Annotated in this window: 17 protein-coding genes and 1 pseudogene; 7 read left to right on the top strand and 11 right to left on the bottom strand. The window is 61.6% G+C overall.

Going from position 1 to position 15872, the window contains the following annotated elements:
- The first annotated feature begins 28 nt into the window (after window positions 1-28).
- Together hisC and K2Q04_RS14700 are read left to right on the top strand one after the other, a co-directional pair.
- Window positions 29-1132, top strand: coding sequence for a histidinol-phosphate transaminase (gene hisC, locus K2Q04_RS14705; RefSeq protein ID WP_291165245.1), 1104 nt, complete (start codon window positions 29-31; stop codon window positions 1130-1132).
- The gene (locus K2Q04_RS14700) at window positions 1132-2112 is read left to right on the top strand and encodes a prephenate/arogenate dehydrogenase family protein (protein ID WP_291165242.1); all 981 of its coding nucleotides are present in this window, start codon (window positions 1132-1134) and stop codon (window positions 2110-2112) included. The genes hisC and K2Q04_RS14700 overlap by 1 nt, the downstream gene beginning before the upstream one ends.
- A gap of 21 nt (window positions 2113-2133) precedes the next feature.
- Here the strand turns inward: K2Q04_RS14700 and K2Q04_RS14695 are convergent, their stop codons facing one another.
- The 7 genes from K2Q04_RS14695 to ftsE form a co-directional block, all read right to left on the bottom strand.
- Window positions 2134-2556 (bottom strand): hypothetical protein, encoded by a 423-nt coding sequence (locus tag K2Q04_RS14695; protein WP_291165239.1) that lies wholly within the window; start codon window positions 2554-2556, stop codon window positions 2134-2136.
- Window positions 2557-2846: 290 nt separating this feature from the next.
- Complete coding sequence (locus K2Q04_RS14690; protein WP_291165238.1) at window positions 2847-5261, bottom strand: adenosylcobalamin-dependent ribonucleoside-diphosphate reductase; 2415 nt, start codon at window positions 5259-5261, stop codon at window positions 2847-2849.
- 168 nt (window positions 5262-5429) lie between these two features.
- A complete protein-coding gene (locus tag K2Q04_RS14685; RefSeq protein ID WP_291165236.1) occupies window positions 5430-5732 on the bottom strand; it encodes a hypothetical protein in 303 nt (100 codons plus the stop codon).
- A 166-nt stretch (window positions 5733-5898) separates the two neighbouring features.
- On the bottom strand, window positions 5899-6699 hold the full coding sequence (locus tag K2Q04_RS14680; RefSeq protein ID WP_291165234.1) for a lysophospholipid acyltransferase family protein: 801 nt from the start codon (window positions 6697-6699) through the stop codon (window positions 5899-5901).
- Window positions 6692-7336 (bottom strand): YdcF family protein, encoded by a 645-nt coding sequence (locus K2Q04_RS14675; RefSeq protein WP_291165232.1) that lies wholly within the window; start codon window positions 7334-7336, stop codon window positions 6692-6694. The genes K2Q04_RS14680 and K2Q04_RS14675 overlap by 8 nt, the downstream gene beginning before the upstream one ends.
- Before the next feature lie 184 nt (window positions 7337-7520).
- Complete coding sequence (locus K2Q04_RS14670; RefSeq protein WP_291165230.1) at window positions 7521-8633, bottom strand: ABC transporter permease; 1113 nt, start codon at window positions 8631-8633, stop codon at window positions 7521-7523.
- Window positions 8617-9273 carry a cell division ATP-binding protein FtsE gene (gene ftsE / locus K2Q04_RS14665; protein ID WP_045835142.1) on the bottom strand — a complete coding sequence of 219 codons (657 nt, stop codon included), beginning with the start codon at window positions 9271-9273 and terminating at the stop codon, window positions 8617-8619. The genes K2Q04_RS14670 and ftsE overlap by 17 nt, the downstream gene beginning before the upstream one ends.
- 168 nt (window positions 9274-9441) lie before the next feature.
- Here ftsE and hpt point away from each other — a divergent pair, with 168 nt between their 5' ends.
- Window positions 9442-9984, top strand: a complete 543-nt coding sequence (gene hpt, locus K2Q04_RS14660) for a hypoxanthine phosphoribosyltransferase (RefSeq protein ID WP_291165227.1) — start codon at window positions 9442-9444, stop codon at window positions 9982-9984.
- A 205-nt stretch (window positions 9985-10189) separates the two neighbouring features.
- Complete coding sequence (locus K2Q04_RS14655; RefSeq protein WP_092868316.1) at window positions 10190-10552, top strand: response regulator; 363 nt, start codon at window positions 10190-10192, stop codon at window positions 10550-10552.
- 16 nt (window positions 10553-10568) lie between these two features.
- On the opposite strand, the gene moaA is transcribed toward K2Q04_RS14655, so the two are convergent.
- Entirely contained in the window at window positions 10569-11594 is a 1026-nt protein-coding gene (gene moaA / locus K2Q04_RS14650) for a GTP 3',8-cyclase MoaA (RefSeq protein WP_291165223.1), read from the bottom strand.
- A 121-nt stretch (window positions 11595-11715) separates the two neighbouring features.
- Between moaA and K2Q04_RS14645 the strand changes: the two genes are divergently transcribed.
- A complete protein-coding gene (locus K2Q04_RS14645) occupies window positions 11716-11841 on the top strand; it encodes a hypothetical protein (protein ID WP_291165221.1) in 126 nt (41 codons plus the stop codon).
- Between the two features lie 10 nt (window positions 11842-11851).
- Here the strand turns inward: K2Q04_RS14645 and mobB are convergent, their stop codons facing one another.
- On the bottom strand, window positions 11852-12403 hold the full coding sequence (gene mobB, locus K2Q04_RS14640; RefSeq protein WP_291165218.1) for a molybdopterin-guanine dinucleotide biosynthesis protein B: 552 nt from the start codon (window positions 12401-12403) through the stop codon (window positions 11852-11854).
- 6 nt (window positions 12404-12409) lie between these two features.
- Window positions 12410-13042: a molybdenum cofactor guanylyltransferase MobA gene (gene mobA, locus K2Q04_RS14635; RefSeq protein WP_291165215.1), complete on the bottom strand. Its 633-nt coding sequence runs from the start codon at window positions 13040-13042 to the stop codon at window positions 12410-12412.
- Between the two features lie 156 nt (window positions 13043-13198).
- Here mobA and K2Q04_RS14630 point away from each other — a divergent pair.
- Together K2Q04_RS14630 and K2Q04_RS22240 are read left to right on the top strand one after the other, a co-directional pair.
- Window positions 13199-14407, top strand: a pseudogene (locus K2Q04_RS14630) (Mrp/NBP35 family ATP-binding protein); the annotation flags it as partial.
- 3 nt (window positions 14408-14410) lie between these two features.
- The gene (locus K2Q04_RS22240) at window positions 14411-14761 is read left to right on the top strand and encodes a DUF971 domain-containing protein (protein ID WP_366935757.1); all 351 of its coding nucleotides are present in this window, start codon (window positions 14411-14413) and stop codon (window positions 14759-14761) included.
- A gap of 80 nt (window positions 14762-14841) precedes the next feature.
- On the opposite strand, the gene K2Q04_RS14625 is transcribed toward K2Q04_RS22240, so the two are convergent.
- A complete protein-coding gene (locus K2Q04_RS14625) occupies window positions 14842-15870 on the bottom strand; it encodes a trypsin-like peptidase domain-containing protein (protein WP_291165209.1) in 1029 nt (342 codons plus the stop codon).
- Window positions 15871-15872: the final 2 nt, after the last annotated feature.

Genomic DNA, 15872 nt, shown 5'->3' with positions numbered 1-15872 from the left:
AATACCGTTCAAGAATTCGAGATAATATATGGTGGTTACCGCACCAATTCCACGTCCTGGCATCCTGGACATTGCGGCCTATGTGCCCGGCGAAAGCAAGGCCGGCGGCGGCTTGCCCCCTGTTAAGCTATCGTCCAACGAGACCCCGCTTGGACCGAGCCCTGCGGCAATCGCGGCATTCAAGGCGGCAGCGGGCGAACTTGAGCGCTATCCGGACGGCCAGGCGACGCAGCTTCGCGAAGCCATCGCCCGCCGTTACGGGCTCGATGCGCGCCGCATCGTCTGCGGATCGGGCTCCGACGAGCTGCTGGGCCTCTTGGCCCGCGGCTACCTGGGCCCCGGAGACGAGGCGATCTACACCGCCCACGGCTTTCTCGTTTACCGGATCGCGATCCTGACGAATGGCGCGACGCCGGTCGTCGCGCCGGAGCGCGACCTCAAAACCGATATCGATGCGATCCTCGCAGCCGTGACGCCGCGAACCCGCATGGTTTTTATCGCCAACCCAAATAACCCGACGGGCACATACATCCCGATCGAGGAAGTGCGCCGCCTGCGCGCCGGTCTGCGCGGCGATATCCTGCTCGTGCTCGACGCCGCCTATTCAGAATACGTGAGCAAGAACGATTACGAAGCCGGGCTTGAACTCGTCGCCACGACCTCGAACACGGTCATGACGCGAACGTTCTCGAAAATTTACGGACTGGCTGCACTCCGCATCGGCTGGGCCTATTGCCCGCCGGAGATCGTCGACGTGCTCAATCGTATTCGCGGACCCTTCAATCTGTCGGCGCCCGCAATCGCCAGCGGGGCAGCCGCGATGGACGATCTCGCGCACCTGGAGCGCGCCAAGCTTCACAACGACAAATGGCTGCCGTGGGTCGAATGCGAACTGAAAAAGCTCGGTCTCGCCGTCACGCCGAGCGTTGCGAACTTCGTCCTCTTCCACTTCGACGGCGTCAAAGGCAAGACGGCGTCGGAAGCGGATGAGTTCTTGAAATCGCAGGGCATCATTCTGCGCAAGGTCGGCGCTTATGGGTTTCCGAACGCGCTGCGCATGACGATCGGATCTGAGAGCGACAACAAGCGAGTCATCGATGCGCTCGCTCGCTACTTGAAGGGCGCGGCCTGATGGCCCAAAGCGAAACCGCAACTGAAAGCGCACCCGCAAGTGCGACGAAGCCGATGTTCAAGCGCCTGTCCCTTATCGGAATAGGCCTCATCGGCTCATCGATCAGCCATGCCGCGCGCCGCGCTGGGCTTGTCGGCGACATCGTCGGTTGCGCGGTAGCACCCGAAACACGCGCGAGGGCCGAAGAACTCGGCCTCGTCAGAAAAGCCTATGCCGATCCGGCAGACGCCGTGAGAGGCGCTGATCTCGTCATCCTCTGCACGCCGGTCGGCGCGTACAAAAAAATCGCCGAAGCCATCGGTCCGCATCTCGAGCCGGGCGCAATCGTCTCGGACGTCGGATCGGTAAAGGCCGCACCCGTCCAGGACATCGCTCCCCATATTCCCGAGAGCGTTCACTTTATCGCCGGGCATCCGATCGCCGGAACCGAACAGTCAGGCCCCGACGCAGGCTTCGCCGAACTCTTCGACGGACGCTGGTGCATCCTGACGCCCGCGGCAGATGCAGACCCTGCCGCGCTCGCGAAACTCGAAGAATTTTGGCAGAAGCTCGGCTCTAACGTCGAGATCATGTCGCCCGAGCATCACGACATGGTGCTCGCGATCACGAGCCATGTCCCGCACTTGATCGCCTACAACATCGTCAACACCGCAGCCCATCTCGAGCGCGTGACAGATAGCGAAGTCATCAAGTTCTCGGCCGGCGGCTTCCGCGATTTCACGCGCATCGCGGCATCCGATCCGGTGATGTGGCGCGACGTTTTTCTGAACAACAAGGACGCGGTTCTCGAGATGCTCGGCCGTTTTTCTGAAGACCTCATCGCGCTTCAACGCGCCATCCGCTTTGGCGACGGCGCGACGCTGGAGCGTCTCTTCACGGAAGCGCGCGCGATCCGCCGCGGCATCATTCAGGCCGGCCAGGATACGACGCAGCCTGATTTCGGCCGGAGCCCGGCACGCACGAAAGACGGCGGGAAGTAACCTCGCGCCGTACGGGCACCATTAAGCCGAGTGCGGCTCCATCAGAAACTGCGCGGTGATGAGATCGTTCTCGACGGCTTCCGCTTCCTGCGATGAAGAAGCGAGCAAGTGCACGTGAACTTCATCGGCGCCGAGCACTGCGGAGTGCTGGCGGATTTCTGCGAGGTTCTGCGTCGGGCAGCGGTTGGAAAGCCGGCCGATGGCGAGCACCGTGCGCCGTGAACGGTCCGTGCGGCGGACCAGAATGTAATTGGCGTCTTCCAGTGTCGGGCAGTCGAAGAGGCTGTAGACCGTGTGCACGTAGCGCTTGCCCGAAGCTCCGGTCCAGAAATGAAATCTCGGCGGCGCTTCTGGAGCCATCGTTCCGACGCTTGCCTGCGGCGCGGCTTCGACCGTCTGCTGGCGAGCCCGGAACGCGGAAAGCTGGATAATCTCGGCACTCATAACGCACACCCCTTATCGGCAAACACACACCGAATTCTTCTTTGAAACCGTGATACCCGCCGGACTGTGAGGAATGGTGAACTTTGGTTCGAAAATTTGACGCGATTGCCTCATCCGCGCCTCGATGGTCAACGAAGTGTTGAGAACGGCTTGGATTAAAAACACTCGGCGCGAGCCCGCGGGCGAAATCGCCGCAAACGTCAACGCGCATTAGCATTCAAGGCCCGAAAAGCCTCGGGTAAAGCCGCGAGTCGCGATAACCGGCCGATGGTAGTGTTAATCGCCGGGGCTTATCCGCACCGCGAATAATCGCAATTCGCGCAGGTCCAGCAGCCTTCGATATGCCTCAGCGCCCGCTCTCCGCATTTCGGGCAAATACGCGCCGATGCCACGGGAAAGCCGTGAGGCTGAGTGTCGTCTCGACGGTGCTCCGTAGCCCCATCCGCAACAATTCGCTGAACGGCCGCGATCGGCTGGCGTTTCGGAGTGATCTCCGGGAGAGCATCGTCACGCACGAGAAATCCGATGTGGATCATATGCTGCTCGATGACGTCCCCGATGGCAGCCAACAGGCTCGGCACATAACGCCCGCCCATCCACCGGCCGCCCTCGGGATCAAAGACGGCCTTTAATTCTTCGGCAACGAATGTGACGTCGCCGCCGCGGCGGAAGACGGCGCTGATCATCCGTGTCAGAGCGACCGTCCAGGCATAATGTTCGAGGTTCTTCGTGTTGATGAAGATTTCGAAGGGCCGACGCCGCCCGTCGCGAACGATGTCGTTGATCGTCACGTAAAGCGCGTGCGCGCTCGCCGGCCATTTGATTTTGTACGTTACGCCTTCAAGCGCCGCATCGCGCTCGAGCGGCTTCGTCATGTAAACGACATCGCCCGCCTTCGCCGGATCTTCGACGGCTCTAAGCCCGGGCGCGCGCTGAGCGGAAATCGCGGAAGCCGAAATCTCATCGAGCGGCTCCTCGTCTGTGCGGACCGGCGCGGCGCGCGAGAGAACAGCGCCCGTTATCGCGTTCGGCCGATAGGTCGTGCACCCCTTCAGTCCGAGATCGAACGCCTCGGCATAGATGTGTTCGAACTGCTCGAAGGAAATATCCTCAGGGCAATTGATCGTTTTCGAAATGGCGCTATCGACATAGGGCTGCAGCGCCGCTTGCATCGCGATGTGCTCGGCAGGCGATAGTGTATCCGCTGTGACGAATGCTTCGGGCAGCGTCGCGTCGTCTCCCGATGCGGCGCGAAACTTCCGGTAAGCGTAATCCTCGACAGTCTCTTCCGTGGCCGTCTGTCCGTCTCCCAGCACGCGGCGCTGGTAGACGAAATCGAACACGGGTTCGATGCCGCTCGACACGTTGCCGGCGAGAAGAGAAATCGTACCCGTCGGAGCGATCGACGTGATGCAGCCGTTGCGAACGCCGCTTGCAGAAATCGCCTGGCGCACATCGGCGTCGAGCCGCAACACGTTCGGACGCGACTGGAATGCTTTTGCATCGTAAAGCGGAAACGCGCCTTTCTCGGCGGCAAGAGCCGCGCTCGCTCGATAGGCGGCGTTCTGGATTGCGGCCATCCATTCGGCCGCCTTTTCTCGCGCCGCCGGGCTGCCGTAAGGAAGCCCAAGAAAAATCAACGCATCCGCGAGGCCCGTAATGCCGAGGCCGATGCGCCGCTTGGCACGGGCTTCCGCGGCCTGCGCTTCGAGCGGATAGCGCGAGATATCTATAACGTTGTCCAGAAAGCGAACCGCCGTCGCGACACGCGCTTCGAGTTTCGCGCGGTCGATGTCTGCGGCGGGCGTGAACGGATGTTCGACAAGGCGCGCGAGATTGATCGATCCCAAAAGGCAGGCGCCATAAGGAGGGAGCGGTTGCTCTCCGCACGGGTTCGTTGCCGAGATCGTTTCGCAATATTCGAGATTGTTCGCGGCATTCACCCGGTCGATGAAGATGACGCCGGGTTCCGCATAATCATACGTCGCGCGCATGACCTTGTCCCACAGCCCGCGCGCTTCGACCGTCTTGTAGACCTTGCCCTCGAAAACGAGGTCCCATGATGCGCCGCGCTTCACGGCGTCCATGAACGCATCGGTCACCAGAACTGAAAGGTTGAAATTCCGTAGCCGCTGCGAATCCGCTTTCGCCGCGATGAACGTTTCGATATCCGGATGGTCGCAGCGAAGCGTCGCCATCATCGCTCCGCGGCGTTGCCCGGCCGACATGATCGTCCGGCACATCGCGTCCCAGACATCCATGAAGCTGACAGGGCCCGAGGCGTCCGCCCCGATGCTTTTGACCGGCGCGCCCTGCGGGCGAAGCGTCGAGAAATCATGACCGATGCCGCCGCCCGCCTGCATCGTCAGCGCCGCGTCTTTGACGTTGTCGAAAATGCTCGAAAGGTCGTCGCCGATCCGGCCGAGCACGAAGCAGTTGAAGAGCGTGACGTTCCGGTCGGTGCCGGCGCCCGCGATGATGCGCCCGGCCGGCTGAAAGCCGAAGTCCGACATCGCATCGTAGAAGGCGCTAGCCCACTTCTTTTGGTTGGCAGGCTTCTCGACCGAAGCCGCAGCCGCCGCGATCCGCTGGAACGTGTCTTCGATCGTCTTGTCGGCGGCGACCGCAGGCGAACCGGCAAAACGATACTTGCGCCGCCAAATGGCGTCGGAAATGGCCGGAAGATCTGAAAAAATCGCGCTCATCAGGTCCCCGGAATATGGGTATCAAAAGCCCGTCTTCAATTATTGTTCACTATATGTTCTCGGACCCCTGCTGTCAAACGGTTTGATCTGCCTCCCTCCACACAAAAAAAACCGCCAGCCCGGATCAACGGGCCGACGGCTTTGTAGATCGGTCGAAAACCTTCGCTCTTATAGTTTGCAGAGCGTCGCTTCGCCCTTGCACTGCCAGCCGATCCCTCCGGCGCTGCACTTATAGCGGCGCGGACCGAACGAATAGCCGGGCGTCCCGTTGCCGGAGACCCAGGTGAAATAGATGCTCCAGTCGGTCGCCTGCAGCAGGGCTGCATCGACCTGGAAATGGGCGAGCTGCTCGGTGAGGGCGACGCCTTCGGCGGCTTTCTTGAAACAGCTTTTGGCCTCAGCCGGCGCAGCTGCCATGGCAGCGCCTGCGACGGCGATTACGGCCCACATCATTCGGGCGGCAGTGCGCATTGGATGTCTCCATGAATGGAAAACGATGAGGGCTCGACCGTGCCATATCGAAGAGGCATCCGTGCATAACAAACCATCCGGGAACGACGATTTCCTCCGCATTGCGGCATCCGCACATCATGCGATTTAGACGGGCCGTGCTTGCTTCGCAGGCCTGTGGATAACGTCAACCGGCGTGTGTGCGCCTGTAGGCCAGTGCGAGCGGCGGCGGGGAAGGGCTCCTCGCAGCTTCCTCGATGAGCCGCGTGCTCGCCGCCTCGATCGCGGATTCGATGCGGGAGCGAAATTCGGCGCGCGGCAATCCCGGCGGTAGCGCCGGAAGAAACTCGACGACGATCGTCCCTGGATAGCGCCAGAGGCTGCGGCGCGGCCAGAACAGTCCGGAGTTGAGCGCTAGCGGCACGGTCACGACGCCAAGCGCTTCGTAGAGCGCGACGTAGCCAGGTTTATAGTCGGGAGGCGAACCCGGTATCGTTCGGGTGCCTTCCGGAAAAATGACGACCTCGCGGTTGATGCTGATGCGTTGTTTCGCATCGCGGATCATCGATTTGAGTGCCGCCGAAGCCTTTTCGCGTTTGACGAGAATGTGCTCGAACTTCACGCAGAACCAGCCGTAGAAGGGGATCCATTTCAGCTCGTCCTTGAGGACGATCGCCGGATCGCGGAACAGCGAAATGAGGCCGAAGGTGTCCCAGGCCGACTGATGCTTGGAGATGACGAGGCAGCCGGTCTTCGGCAAATTTTCGCGGCCTCGAACCTCGAGCTTGGTTCCGCAAATCAGGCGCAGCAACCAGACGCACGTCCGCCCGTGAACCTCGAGCCCCTTCATCGCCCAGGACCGCGGCCCGATGAGCAGCCACGAGCCGAGCACCAGATAAAGCGCCGTGACGACGTAAAAGACGACGAAGTAAATGAGCGAACGCACGACGACCAATGCGCCGGGCCCAGGCAGCGGTTGCTCAGCCATCGGCGCGCTTCTGTGGCATGATCGCGACCGATTGCCCGTCGCGCCAATCGATGACGCGCTGCGCCGTGAGGCGAGCGACGGCCGGGAGAAATTTCAGATATTCGGATAGCAGCACTCTCGTCGTCGCGACGTGCAGCCACCACGCTGTCTCAGGGAAGCGCTTCGGAGTGACCGCATATGGCAGTAGCGTGACACCCGGCATGACGAGAGCCAGCTCCGCAAGACTGCGCGGCATGTGATAGCGCGAGGTCACGACGATCAGCTTCGTGTAGCCGTTCGTATTGGCCCAGGTCCTCGTCTCGTCGGCATTGCCGACCGTGTCGAGCGCTTCGTATCCGAGATCGACGCAGCAATTGAAAACCTTGTTGTCGATTCGCACGATCCGCTGCATCTCTTCGCGACTGACCTTGCGATTGACGCCAGAAATGAGCATGCGCTTGGCACGCCCTTCGCTCATAAGCTTGGCACCAGCCTCGATCCGGTTGTCGCCGCCGGTCAGCACGACGATGCCATCGGCCTTGTCCAAATCGGCAGCATCATCCCGGGTGACCGAAACCGCAAACAGCACGAATCCAAATGCCAGCGCGGCCGCGCCGAGCGCCAGCAGGACAATGATTGCGTGTGAGAACATTTTCATTTGCGGAATGTACTTGTTCGTGTCGCCTGTTCGGATCGCCTGTCTATCTGCCGTCGCTCACCGTCGAAGTGTAACCGATTTGGACGTCCCACGCAGCCACCTCGCGGCTCCGGCCGGGCTTTGCCCTACACGAAATCGGGCGGCTTAGCACGCGGTCGAGATCTACGTTTTGCCGTGCTCGCCGTTAGTGCTGTCCATTCAGGATGCGATAAACGCCGACGCGGGATGTCACCATGCAAAGGCCGGCTATGGTTACGACGACAAGTCCCAGAATGATGTAACCGAGCGAGTCGAGCGCCCCGGTACCGATCAGGCGTTGCATTTCCACGGCACTGACGGCGCCGCCCCCCAGCATCTCGGTTATCGCCGGCATGCAAATGAAAACAAGCATTGCGCAACTTGCGCCGACGATCCCTGCCTTTATCCCGAGTCTCAAGAAATGTTTCTCGAATTCTCGGGCAATGAATTTGTCGGTGGCGCCGACGAAATGGAGCACCTCGACGATTTCTCGATTCGAGGCCATCGCGCTGCGTGTCGCCGATACGATGATTGCTGTGGTTGCCGCCCCGACGAGCACAAGGATCGCGATACCACCCAGTGCCAAAGATCGTGTGACGGCCCGGATCTGCTGCTGCCAACGGCGGTGATCGTCGAGCGAAGCGCCTTTGAAATCACGGCCGAGAGCAGTTCCGATCTCGGTGAGATCCGGCGGGTCGGTCCGGTTGACCTCGACGGCGATTAAGCGGGGTACCGGAAGTGACTTCAACGCGTCCGTCGAGCCGAGCCAAGGCTGCAGAAGCTCCGCCGATTGATCGAGGCTCAATGCCTTGACGTTGGCGATGCCGCGCTGCTTTTGCAGAAAGCCGACGACATCGGCAACGGCTTTATCGATATTGCCATTCTCTTGCGGAATGACCTGCACGGTGACCTCGCTGGCGATGTCGTTCAGCCAGGCATCGGACGATTCCTTGATCATCCAAACGGCGCCCGACGTCAGGCAGGCGAGAAAGCACATGATCCCGATGACGAGCGTCAGTGATCGGCCGGTGACCGAGCCCGGCGGCACGACCGGAGCCGTCACCTTCATTTTGCGCGCGCTGTCGCGGTCACGTGCGGGAGGTTTGAGACTGCGTTGCGGATCGTCCGCTGTCACCGCGGGTTCGGTGTCTCCATATTGCGGAGGATAGCCTGCGGTGCGCGCGGTCACGCCCGTGGTCGGGTCGTCGTAAGACTCATACCCCGGCAGCGGCATCGCTGGCTCGACGCGTCCGGGAAAGCGGCTAGATGATCCGGACATGGCCCTTGTGCACCTCAATGCGCGGCGCCTTGAACTGCCGCATCAGCTGATGATCGTGCGTCGCGATCACGACGGAGGTACCGAGTCTGTTCAACTCGACGAAAAGCCGGAGCAGGCGTCGCGCCATTTGCGGATCGACGTTACCCGTCGGCTCGTCGGCGAGCAGCACTTCCGGCTTGCCGATGACCGCCCGTGCGATGGCCGCCCGCTGCTTCTCGCCGCCCGAAAGAACGGACGGATTAACATACATCCGGTCACCCAGACCAACCCATTGCAACAGGTCCGTCACATCCTCGCGGTAGTCGGAAGGCTTCTTGCCGACGACCTGGAGAGGAAGTGCGACGTTTTCCCAAACGGTGAGATGGTCCAGCAGTCTGAAATCTTGGAACACGATGCCGATGCGCCGCCGCATCTGGGCGCGCTTTTGCGGCCTGACCTTCGTGACGTCTTCGCCGAACATGCGGATTTCGCCGCGGTTGGGATGGAGCGACATGAACATCAGCCGGAGCAGCGATGATTTTCCCGCTCCGGATTCGCCATGCAAAAAGTGAAAGGAACCCGGCCGCAGATGGAATGTCACATCCTGCAGCACCTCGGGTCCTCTGTCGTATTTCAGTCCGACATTCGTCAAGCGAATCAAGAGGAATTTGCCTTGGCAGTGGATATTCGGAGCAGTTTGCAATGCCCGACGCGTATAGACACGTGGCGGACACAATGATCAATCGATTACGATTGTGGCGCAGTCGTGTACACAAGATCCTTCAGGGTTCCGGATACCCGGTCGCTCTGAACGACTAGGAATAAATAAATGCCCGATTCAAACGCGAAACAAACCATCGAAACGATCTTTTCCGCTGAGGATATTCAGGCCCGCCTCCGGGTGCTTGCCGCCGAAATCACCGCCAAGGCGCCTGAAAATCTTCTGGTTGTACCCGTTCTGAAGGGCAGCTTCGTCTTCGCGGCCGATTTGTTGAGGGCGCTCTACGCTGCGGGCCTCGCCCCCGAAGTCGATTTCCTGACACTTTCGAGCTATCGGAAAAGCCGGGAATCTTTGGGCCAGGTGTCGATCCTGCGCGACCTGGATCTCGACGTTCAGAACCGCCACGTCATCCTGATCGACGATGTCCTTGACTCGGGCCGCACGCTGGCTTTCGCCAAGGATTTGATTTCGGCCCGCGGGGCAACCCGCATAGAAACGTGCGTATTGCTCGACAAGAAGGCCCCGCGCGCCGTATCGATTGAACCGGACTATTGTGCTTTCGAATGCCCGAACGTGTTTGTCGTGGGCTATGGCATGGACGTCGCGCACCGCTACAGGGAGCTGCCTTTCGTGGGCCGCCTCGTCGACTAGAATTGGAATGAGGGGTTTCTTTCCGCGCATGACGGCCGGCTCGCGGAACACGGGTCGCCATGCGCAAACTAGGGTTCTTACCGCGCATGACGGCCGGCTCGCGGAACACGGGTCGCCATGCGCAAACTAGGGTTCTTTCCGCGCATGACGGCCGGCTCGCGGAACGCGAGTCGTCATGCGCAAACTAGAAAGAGGGGGGCGGTAGATGGCGACGATCCTGCTCGCAGACGACGATGCCGCGATCCGCGACCTCGTGCGACGGGCATTAAGTTCCGACGGCCACACGGTTCATGTCACCCAGGACGGCGTCGAAGCACTTGAGTCGCTCGGCGCCAACGGTGCCGTCTACGACATCCTCATCACTGACGTGGATATGCCCCAGCTTGACGGCATTTCGCTGGCCGAAAAGGCGCTCGCCATGAAGCCCGCGCTCGCGGTCGTATTGATGTCGGGCTTTACGGACCAGCTCGAGCGCGCGGCGCGCCTCCGAGTCCGCCGGCTGCTGTCGATCTCGAAGCCCTTCACGCTCGATCAGATCAAGCAGGTCGTGAAAAGCGTGCTTGCCTGATTGGATATGCAGCGGATCAACCGCCGGTCACGCTCATATGGCGACGGACCGAAGGCTTCTTGGTGCGCCGGTCGATAATGAAGTCGTGGCCCTTGGGCTTGCGCGAGATGGCTTCGACGATGGCGGCGTCGAGTGCCGCGTCGTCGGGAGAAGCCCTGAGCGGCGCGCGCAAGTCCGCGTCGTCTTCCTGGCCGAGGCACATGTAGAGCTGACCCGTGCACGTCACGCGCACGCGGTTGCAGCTTTCGCAGAAATTATGTGTGAGCGGGGTAATGAAGCCGAGACGACCGCCCGTCTCCTTGACGGTCACGTAGCGCGCAGGGCCGCCCGTTCGATAGGGATTGTCTTCTAACGTTAGCCGATCCATGAGCCGCGCGCGCACGATCGACAGCGGCAGGTATTGGTCCGTCCGGTCTTCGCCGATATCGCCGAGCGGCATAGTCTCGATGAGGGTCAAATCGGCGCCGCGGCCATGCGCGAACCGAACGAGGCTCTCGATCTCGTCTTCGTTGATCCCCTTGAGCGCCACGGCGTTGAATTTGACGTGTATACCGGCAGCCTCCGCAGCGTCGACGCCGCGAAGCACGGTCCCGAGATCGCCCCAGCGGGTCACTGCCTTGAACTTGACCGGATCGAGCGTGTCGAGGGAGACGTTGATCCGCCGCACGCCTGCGGAATAAAGTTCGCTCGCATATTTTTCGAGCTGGCTCGCGTTCGTCGTCAGCGTCAGCTCTTCGAGCGCACCCGTTTCGAGGTGGCGGCCGAGCGCCCGGAACAGCCAAAGTATGTTGCGGCGCACAAGCGGCTCGCCGCCTGTGATACGCAACTTCTTGACGCCGCGCCGGATGAATGCCCCGCACAACCGGTCGAGTTCCTCAAGCGACAGAAGATCCCGTTTCGGCAGAAACGTCATGTGCTCGGTCATGCAGTAGACGCAGCGGAAATCGCACCGATCCGTCACGGACACGCGCAAATACTCGATGCTCCTGCCATAGGGATCGATCAGAGGCGTATCGGCGGTTTGGGCAACGTCGCCCGGCATCAAAGCATCTCCGGAAGAGGCCATGTCGCTTCCATATCGTACCTTCGAGCGCCAAGGGCAAGCTCGGCACTCGCGTCAGGTTGTCTTAAACCGTATTAAGGTCCCTACGGGAGGAAAAAATATGAAAAGTCCGGCGGCTTACTTCGTGCTCGGGTTCATCACGGCATCCGTGATCTGGCTGCTCGTTTTGACCTTCCTGAATAGCGAGCTGCTCCGGACCTTTTCGAGCTTCAGCGGCCATTCGTGAGCCGGCTCACTTAAGCCCGTTGCTGGACGCGATTGAATGGGCCGAGCGTCCTGACGATCAGCGCGGCGATGCCATCGATGTCGTTGAGATCGAACACGGGCTTGCCGTGCGCATCGACCTCGTAATCGGCCGCAATGGCGAGAACGAGCGGATCCGTCGGCGCCAACAGCTTTTCGGGTGCGACGGCCGCCCGCCGGACTTCGATCTTCGGGATGTTCGCTGACTTGTAGCCCTCGACGAGAATGATGTCCGAAGGATTGAGCCGCGCCGCCACGGCTTCGAGTGCGGGCTCGCCGGCGGATTCGATTTCCTCGATCACAGCAACGCGCGACCCCGAGACGATCGCCGTCTCAGCCGCGCCCGCAGCGCGATGCCGGGCCGTATCGCTTCCTGGCGCGTCGATATCGAACTTGTGATGCGTATGCTTGATCGTCGCGACGCGAAGTCCTTGACCCGCAAAATGCCTCGTCAGCTTTTCGATCAACGTCGTCTTGCCCGAATTCGACCAGCCCGCAACGCCGAACAGCGGCAATGAATGAGAAAATCGAAATTCTTTGCCCAAGGCTTTTTATCCTTCTGTGGATCCGGCGAGGAGTGCGCGGGCTGTTGAAAGATCGTCAGGCGTATTGATGTTGAAAAAAGGGTCGACGTTCGCATGCTGAATGTTGCCCATCGGAAAGGCGACCGCAACAGCATTGAGATGCGCCGCGAGCCTGTCGACGCTCAAAGCACGCTTGTCGAGAGCTTCCGCAATTGTTTGCCTGAGACTCGTCGGCCAAACGGCGATCGTCGGATGACGGCGGTCTCCGGACGTCGCAATCGCGACACCGTCACCCCGGCTTGCGTCGAGCCGCGCCACGAGATCGTCCGGCAGGAACGGAACGTCGGCAGAAACGGTAGCGATCGCAACGTACTGAGGCGCATGCCGCGTCGCCCAATCCATAGCCGCGAGAAGTCCGCTGAGGGGACCAAGCTCCGGATTTTCTTCATCCGAAATCGTTTCGAGCCCATAAGCAGCGAACCGCTTCGGGTCGCCGTTGACGTTGAGGACAAGCCGGCCAACCTGGGGGCGAAACCGCGCGATGACGTGTGCAAGGATCGGCAGCCCCCCGAGATCGGCAAGCCCCTTGTCGCCGCCGCCGAAACGTCGGGAGCGGCCTCCCGCAAGAATGACGCCGAGGATCTGGTCGGAATTAGGCATGCGCAACGATTAGGGTTCTGGCTGGGAGCGCGCAAGTCGCGGGAATATTTGGGCTCGGGCGGTTTAGCCGCCACATTGTACCTTTCCACCGTTGCCGCCCGGACTTATATCGCGCGGATAGAAATTGGCGCTGCTTCGGCGCCCCGGGAGACGCTCATGCCAGTCGATAAGACACAGGTGCTTGCCGCCCTGCGTCGGGTCAAAGGTCCAGACCTCGAAAGCAACATCGTTGATCTTGGTCTCGTGTCCGAGATCTTCATCAAGGACGACCACCCCTATTTCTCGATCACGATTCCGGCGAGCCGCGCCGAGGAGCTCGAGCAGCTGCGCCTCGCCGCCGAGAAGGTCGTGGCTGATATCGCAGGCGTCACCGGCGTGACGGCAGTTCTGACCGCCGAGGCCCAGGGCGGACAATCGCGACAGGCTCCGCCGCCGCCGCGAGCGCCGGCTGGTGGGATCAAAGCCATGTCGGGCCCCCGTCCCGAGCACCCACGCGTGCAAGAGGCGCGCGCCAAAGGCGCGACCGGCGATGCGGCAGGTCCGCGCCAAGCTGCGGCCGGAGCAAGCGCCGCCGCGAAAACGCAAGCCATTCCTGGCGTCAAGCATGTCATCGCGGTCGCCTCGGGCAAGGGCGGCGTCGGCAAATCGACGGTCGCGGTCAATCTTGCGCTCGGCTTCCAGGCGATCGGATTGAAAGTCGGCATCGTCGACGCCGATATCTATGGACCTTCACAACCGCGCTTGCTCGGCATCACCGGGAAACCGACGGTCAGCAACGGCAAGGTCATCAAGCCTCTTGAAGGCTGGGGCCTGAAAGTCATGTCGATGGGATTTCTCGTCGACGAAGGAACGCCCGTCGTCTGGCGCGGGCCGATGGTCGTGTCGGCGCTGGGACAGATGCTGCGAGATACCGATTGGGCAGGTACCACCGGCGATCTCGACGTCCTGGTTATCGATATGCCGCCCGGCACCGGCGACGTGCAGTTGACGATCTCGCAGAGCGTTCCGCTATCCGGCGCCGTGATCGTCTCGACACCGCAAGACCTCGCGCTGATCGACGCCCGCAAAGGCATCGCGATGTTCAAGCGCGTCGAGGTGCCGATCCTCGGCATCATCGAAAACATGAGCTACTTCCTCTGCCCGAAGTGCGGAGAGCGCTCGGATGTGTTCGGCCACGGCGGCGCGCGCGAGGAAGCGGCAAAGTTCGGCGTGCCGTTCCTCGGCGAAGTGCCGCTGCATATGGATATCCGTGAGATGTCGGATAGCGGCAAGCCCGTGACGGTCGCAGCGCCCGATAGCGTACACGCCGGAATTTTCCGCGAATTGGCTGCACGCGCGTGGACGGAAGTCGAGCGCGCCAAAGGCACGCTGACGCCGCCGCCACTACTCGAACTGATCGACGGCGGAAAAACGCTGAAGGCAGCATTTCCCGACGGTCGCACGTTCGAGCTGCCGGCTGAATTCCTGCGCGTCGTCAGTCCTTCCGCCGAAGTCCAGGGACACACGCCGTCGCAGCGCATCACCGTGCCGAGAAAGAAGAACGTCAAGATCACGGGGATGACGCCTATCGGGAACTACGCGACGCGCATCGCCTTCGACGACGGCCACAACACGGGGCTTTATACGTGGGGCTATCTGCACCTCATTGGCCGCGAGAAGGATCAGCGCTGGGGCGAGTATCTCGAAGAGCTTGCCGCCAAGGGCCTGACGCGGGAGTAGCATTTCGCGCACGGCGGCCGGCTCCGCGAAGCGGAGTCGCCGTGCGCAGCTAAAAGCTCCCGCCGTGCGCGATCAGAACACTAACCCCGTTCTTCCGGGACGATCGAGAACTCGAGCTTTTCTCCTGCACGCAGGACCGTGAGGGTCGCCTTCTGACCGATGCGGCCCGCATCGAGAACGCGTGCAACGTCGTCGACACCGGCAATGGCGACGCCGTCGACCGCGATCAGAATATCGCCCGCAATCAGTCCAGCAGCCTCCGCCGGACCATTGTTCTGCACACTGCGAATGCCGATCGCGCCCGCTTGGGTGAGGCCAAGCGCGTGTCGGATCCGCTGCGGCAGCACAACGTGTTCGGCAACGATGCCCATCACGCCACGGCGGACGCGGCCATGGCTCAAGATCTGCGTGAGCACATACTCAGCCGTGTTCGATGCGACGGCGAAGCAAAGCCCTTGCGCGCCCATGATGGTCGCGGTGTTGATGCCGATGACGTGACCGGACGAATTGACGAGCGGACCACCGGAGTTTCCGGGGTTGAGCGCTGCGTCCGTCTGGATGACGTCGTCGATGAGGCGGCCGTTCTCCGCGCGCAACGACCGTCCGACCGCGCTGATGATGCCGGCCGTCACCGTCGACTGGAAGCCGAGCGGATTGCCGATCGCAATGGCGATCTGCCCGGGACGGAGCTTCTTGGAATCGGCCAAGCGCGCGAACTTCAGCCGCTCCGTCGTCTCCGCGCGCAACACGGCGATATCCGTATCGGGGTCACGACCGACGAGGCGCGCGCCGAACCGCTGGCCGTCGCCCTGCGCAAGCGTGATCGATTGTGCGCCGTCGATGACGTGATTGTTGGTCAGTACGAGACCGTCCGGCGAAACGATGACGCCGCTGCCCGAGCCTTGCCCCGTACGTCCGCCGCGCGAGCTGCGAACCTGGACATGCACGACGGCCGGAGACACCGTGTCGACGACATCGACGACGGCGTTGCTGTAGGCATCCATCAGCGCGACGTCATCGCGCCGCACGCCGTCGTGGCGAGCGCCGCCGCGTTCGATGCCAGTCTCGATTTCGGTATCGTCGAGAACCCGGAAGAAGCTGTGTTCCATGA

Source organism: Hyphomicrobium sp. (assembly GCF_019753045.1).
GTDB lineage: Bacteria > Pseudomonadota > Alphaproteobacteria > Rhizobiales > Hyphomicrobiaceae > Hyphomicrobium_B.
This window is presented reverse-complemented; position numbering and strand designations above follow the sequence as displayed.

What these genes read in the sequence shown, in the direction of transcription:
- hisC (WP_291165245.1), top strand. Translation starts at nt 29, where the DNA reads ATGGTGGTTACCGCACCAATTCCACGTCCTGGCATCCTGGACATTGCG.
- K2Q04_RS14700 (WP_291165242.1), top strand. Translation starts at nt 1,132, where the DNA reads ATGGCCCAAAGCGAAACCGCAACTGAAAGCGCACCCGCAAGTGCGACG.
- K2Q04_RS14695 (WP_291165239.1), bottom strand. Translation starts at nt 2,556, where the DNA reads ATGAGTGCCGAGATTATCCAGCTTTCCGCGTTCCGGGCTCGCCAGCAG.
- K2Q04_RS14690 (WP_291165238.1), bottom strand. Translation starts at nt 5,261, where the DNA reads ATGAGCGCGATTTTTTCAGATCTTCCGGCCATTTCCGACGCCATTTGG.
- K2Q04_RS14685 (WP_291165236.1), bottom strand. Translation starts at nt 5,732, where the DNA reads ATGCGCACTGCCGCCCGAATGATGTGGGCCGTAATCGCCGTCGCAGGC.
- K2Q04_RS14680 (WP_291165234.1), bottom strand. Translation starts at nt 6,699, where the DNA reads ATGGCTGAGCAACCGCTGCCTGGGCCCGGCGCATTGGTCGTCGTGCGT.
- K2Q04_RS14675 (WP_291165232.1), bottom strand. Translation starts at nt 7,336, where the DNA reads ATGAAAATGTTCTCACACGCAATCATTGTCCTGCTGGCGCTCGGCGCG.
- K2Q04_RS14670 (WP_291165230.1), bottom strand. Translation starts at nt 8,633, where the DNA reads ATGTCCGGATCATCTAGCCGCTTTCCCGGACGCGTCGAGCCAGCGATG.
- hpt (WP_291165227.1), top strand. Translation starts at nt 9,442, where the DNA reads ATGCCCGATTCAAACGCGAAACAAACCATCGAAACGATCTTTTCCGCT.
- K2Q04_RS14655 (WP_092868316.1), top strand. Translation starts at nt 10,190, where the DNA reads ATGGCGACGATCCTGCTCGCAGACGACGATGCCGCGATCCGCGACCTC.
- moaA (WP_291165223.1), bottom strand. Translation starts at nt 11,594, where the DNA reads ATGCCGGGCGACGTTGCCCAAACCGCCGATACGCCTCTGATCGATCCC.
- K2Q04_RS14645 (WP_291165221.1), top strand. Translation starts at nt 11,716, where the DNA reads ATGAAAAGTCCGGCGGCTTACTTCGTGCTCGGGTTCATCACGGCATCC.
- mobA (WP_291165215.1), bottom strand. Translation starts at nt 13,042, where the DNA reads ATGCCTAATTCCGACCAGATCCTCGGCGTCATTCTTGCGGGAGGCCGC.
- K2Q04_RS14625 (WP_291165209.1), bottom strand. Translation starts at nt 15,870, where the DNA reads ATGGAACACAGCTTCTTCCGGGTTCTCGACGATACCGAAATCGAGACT.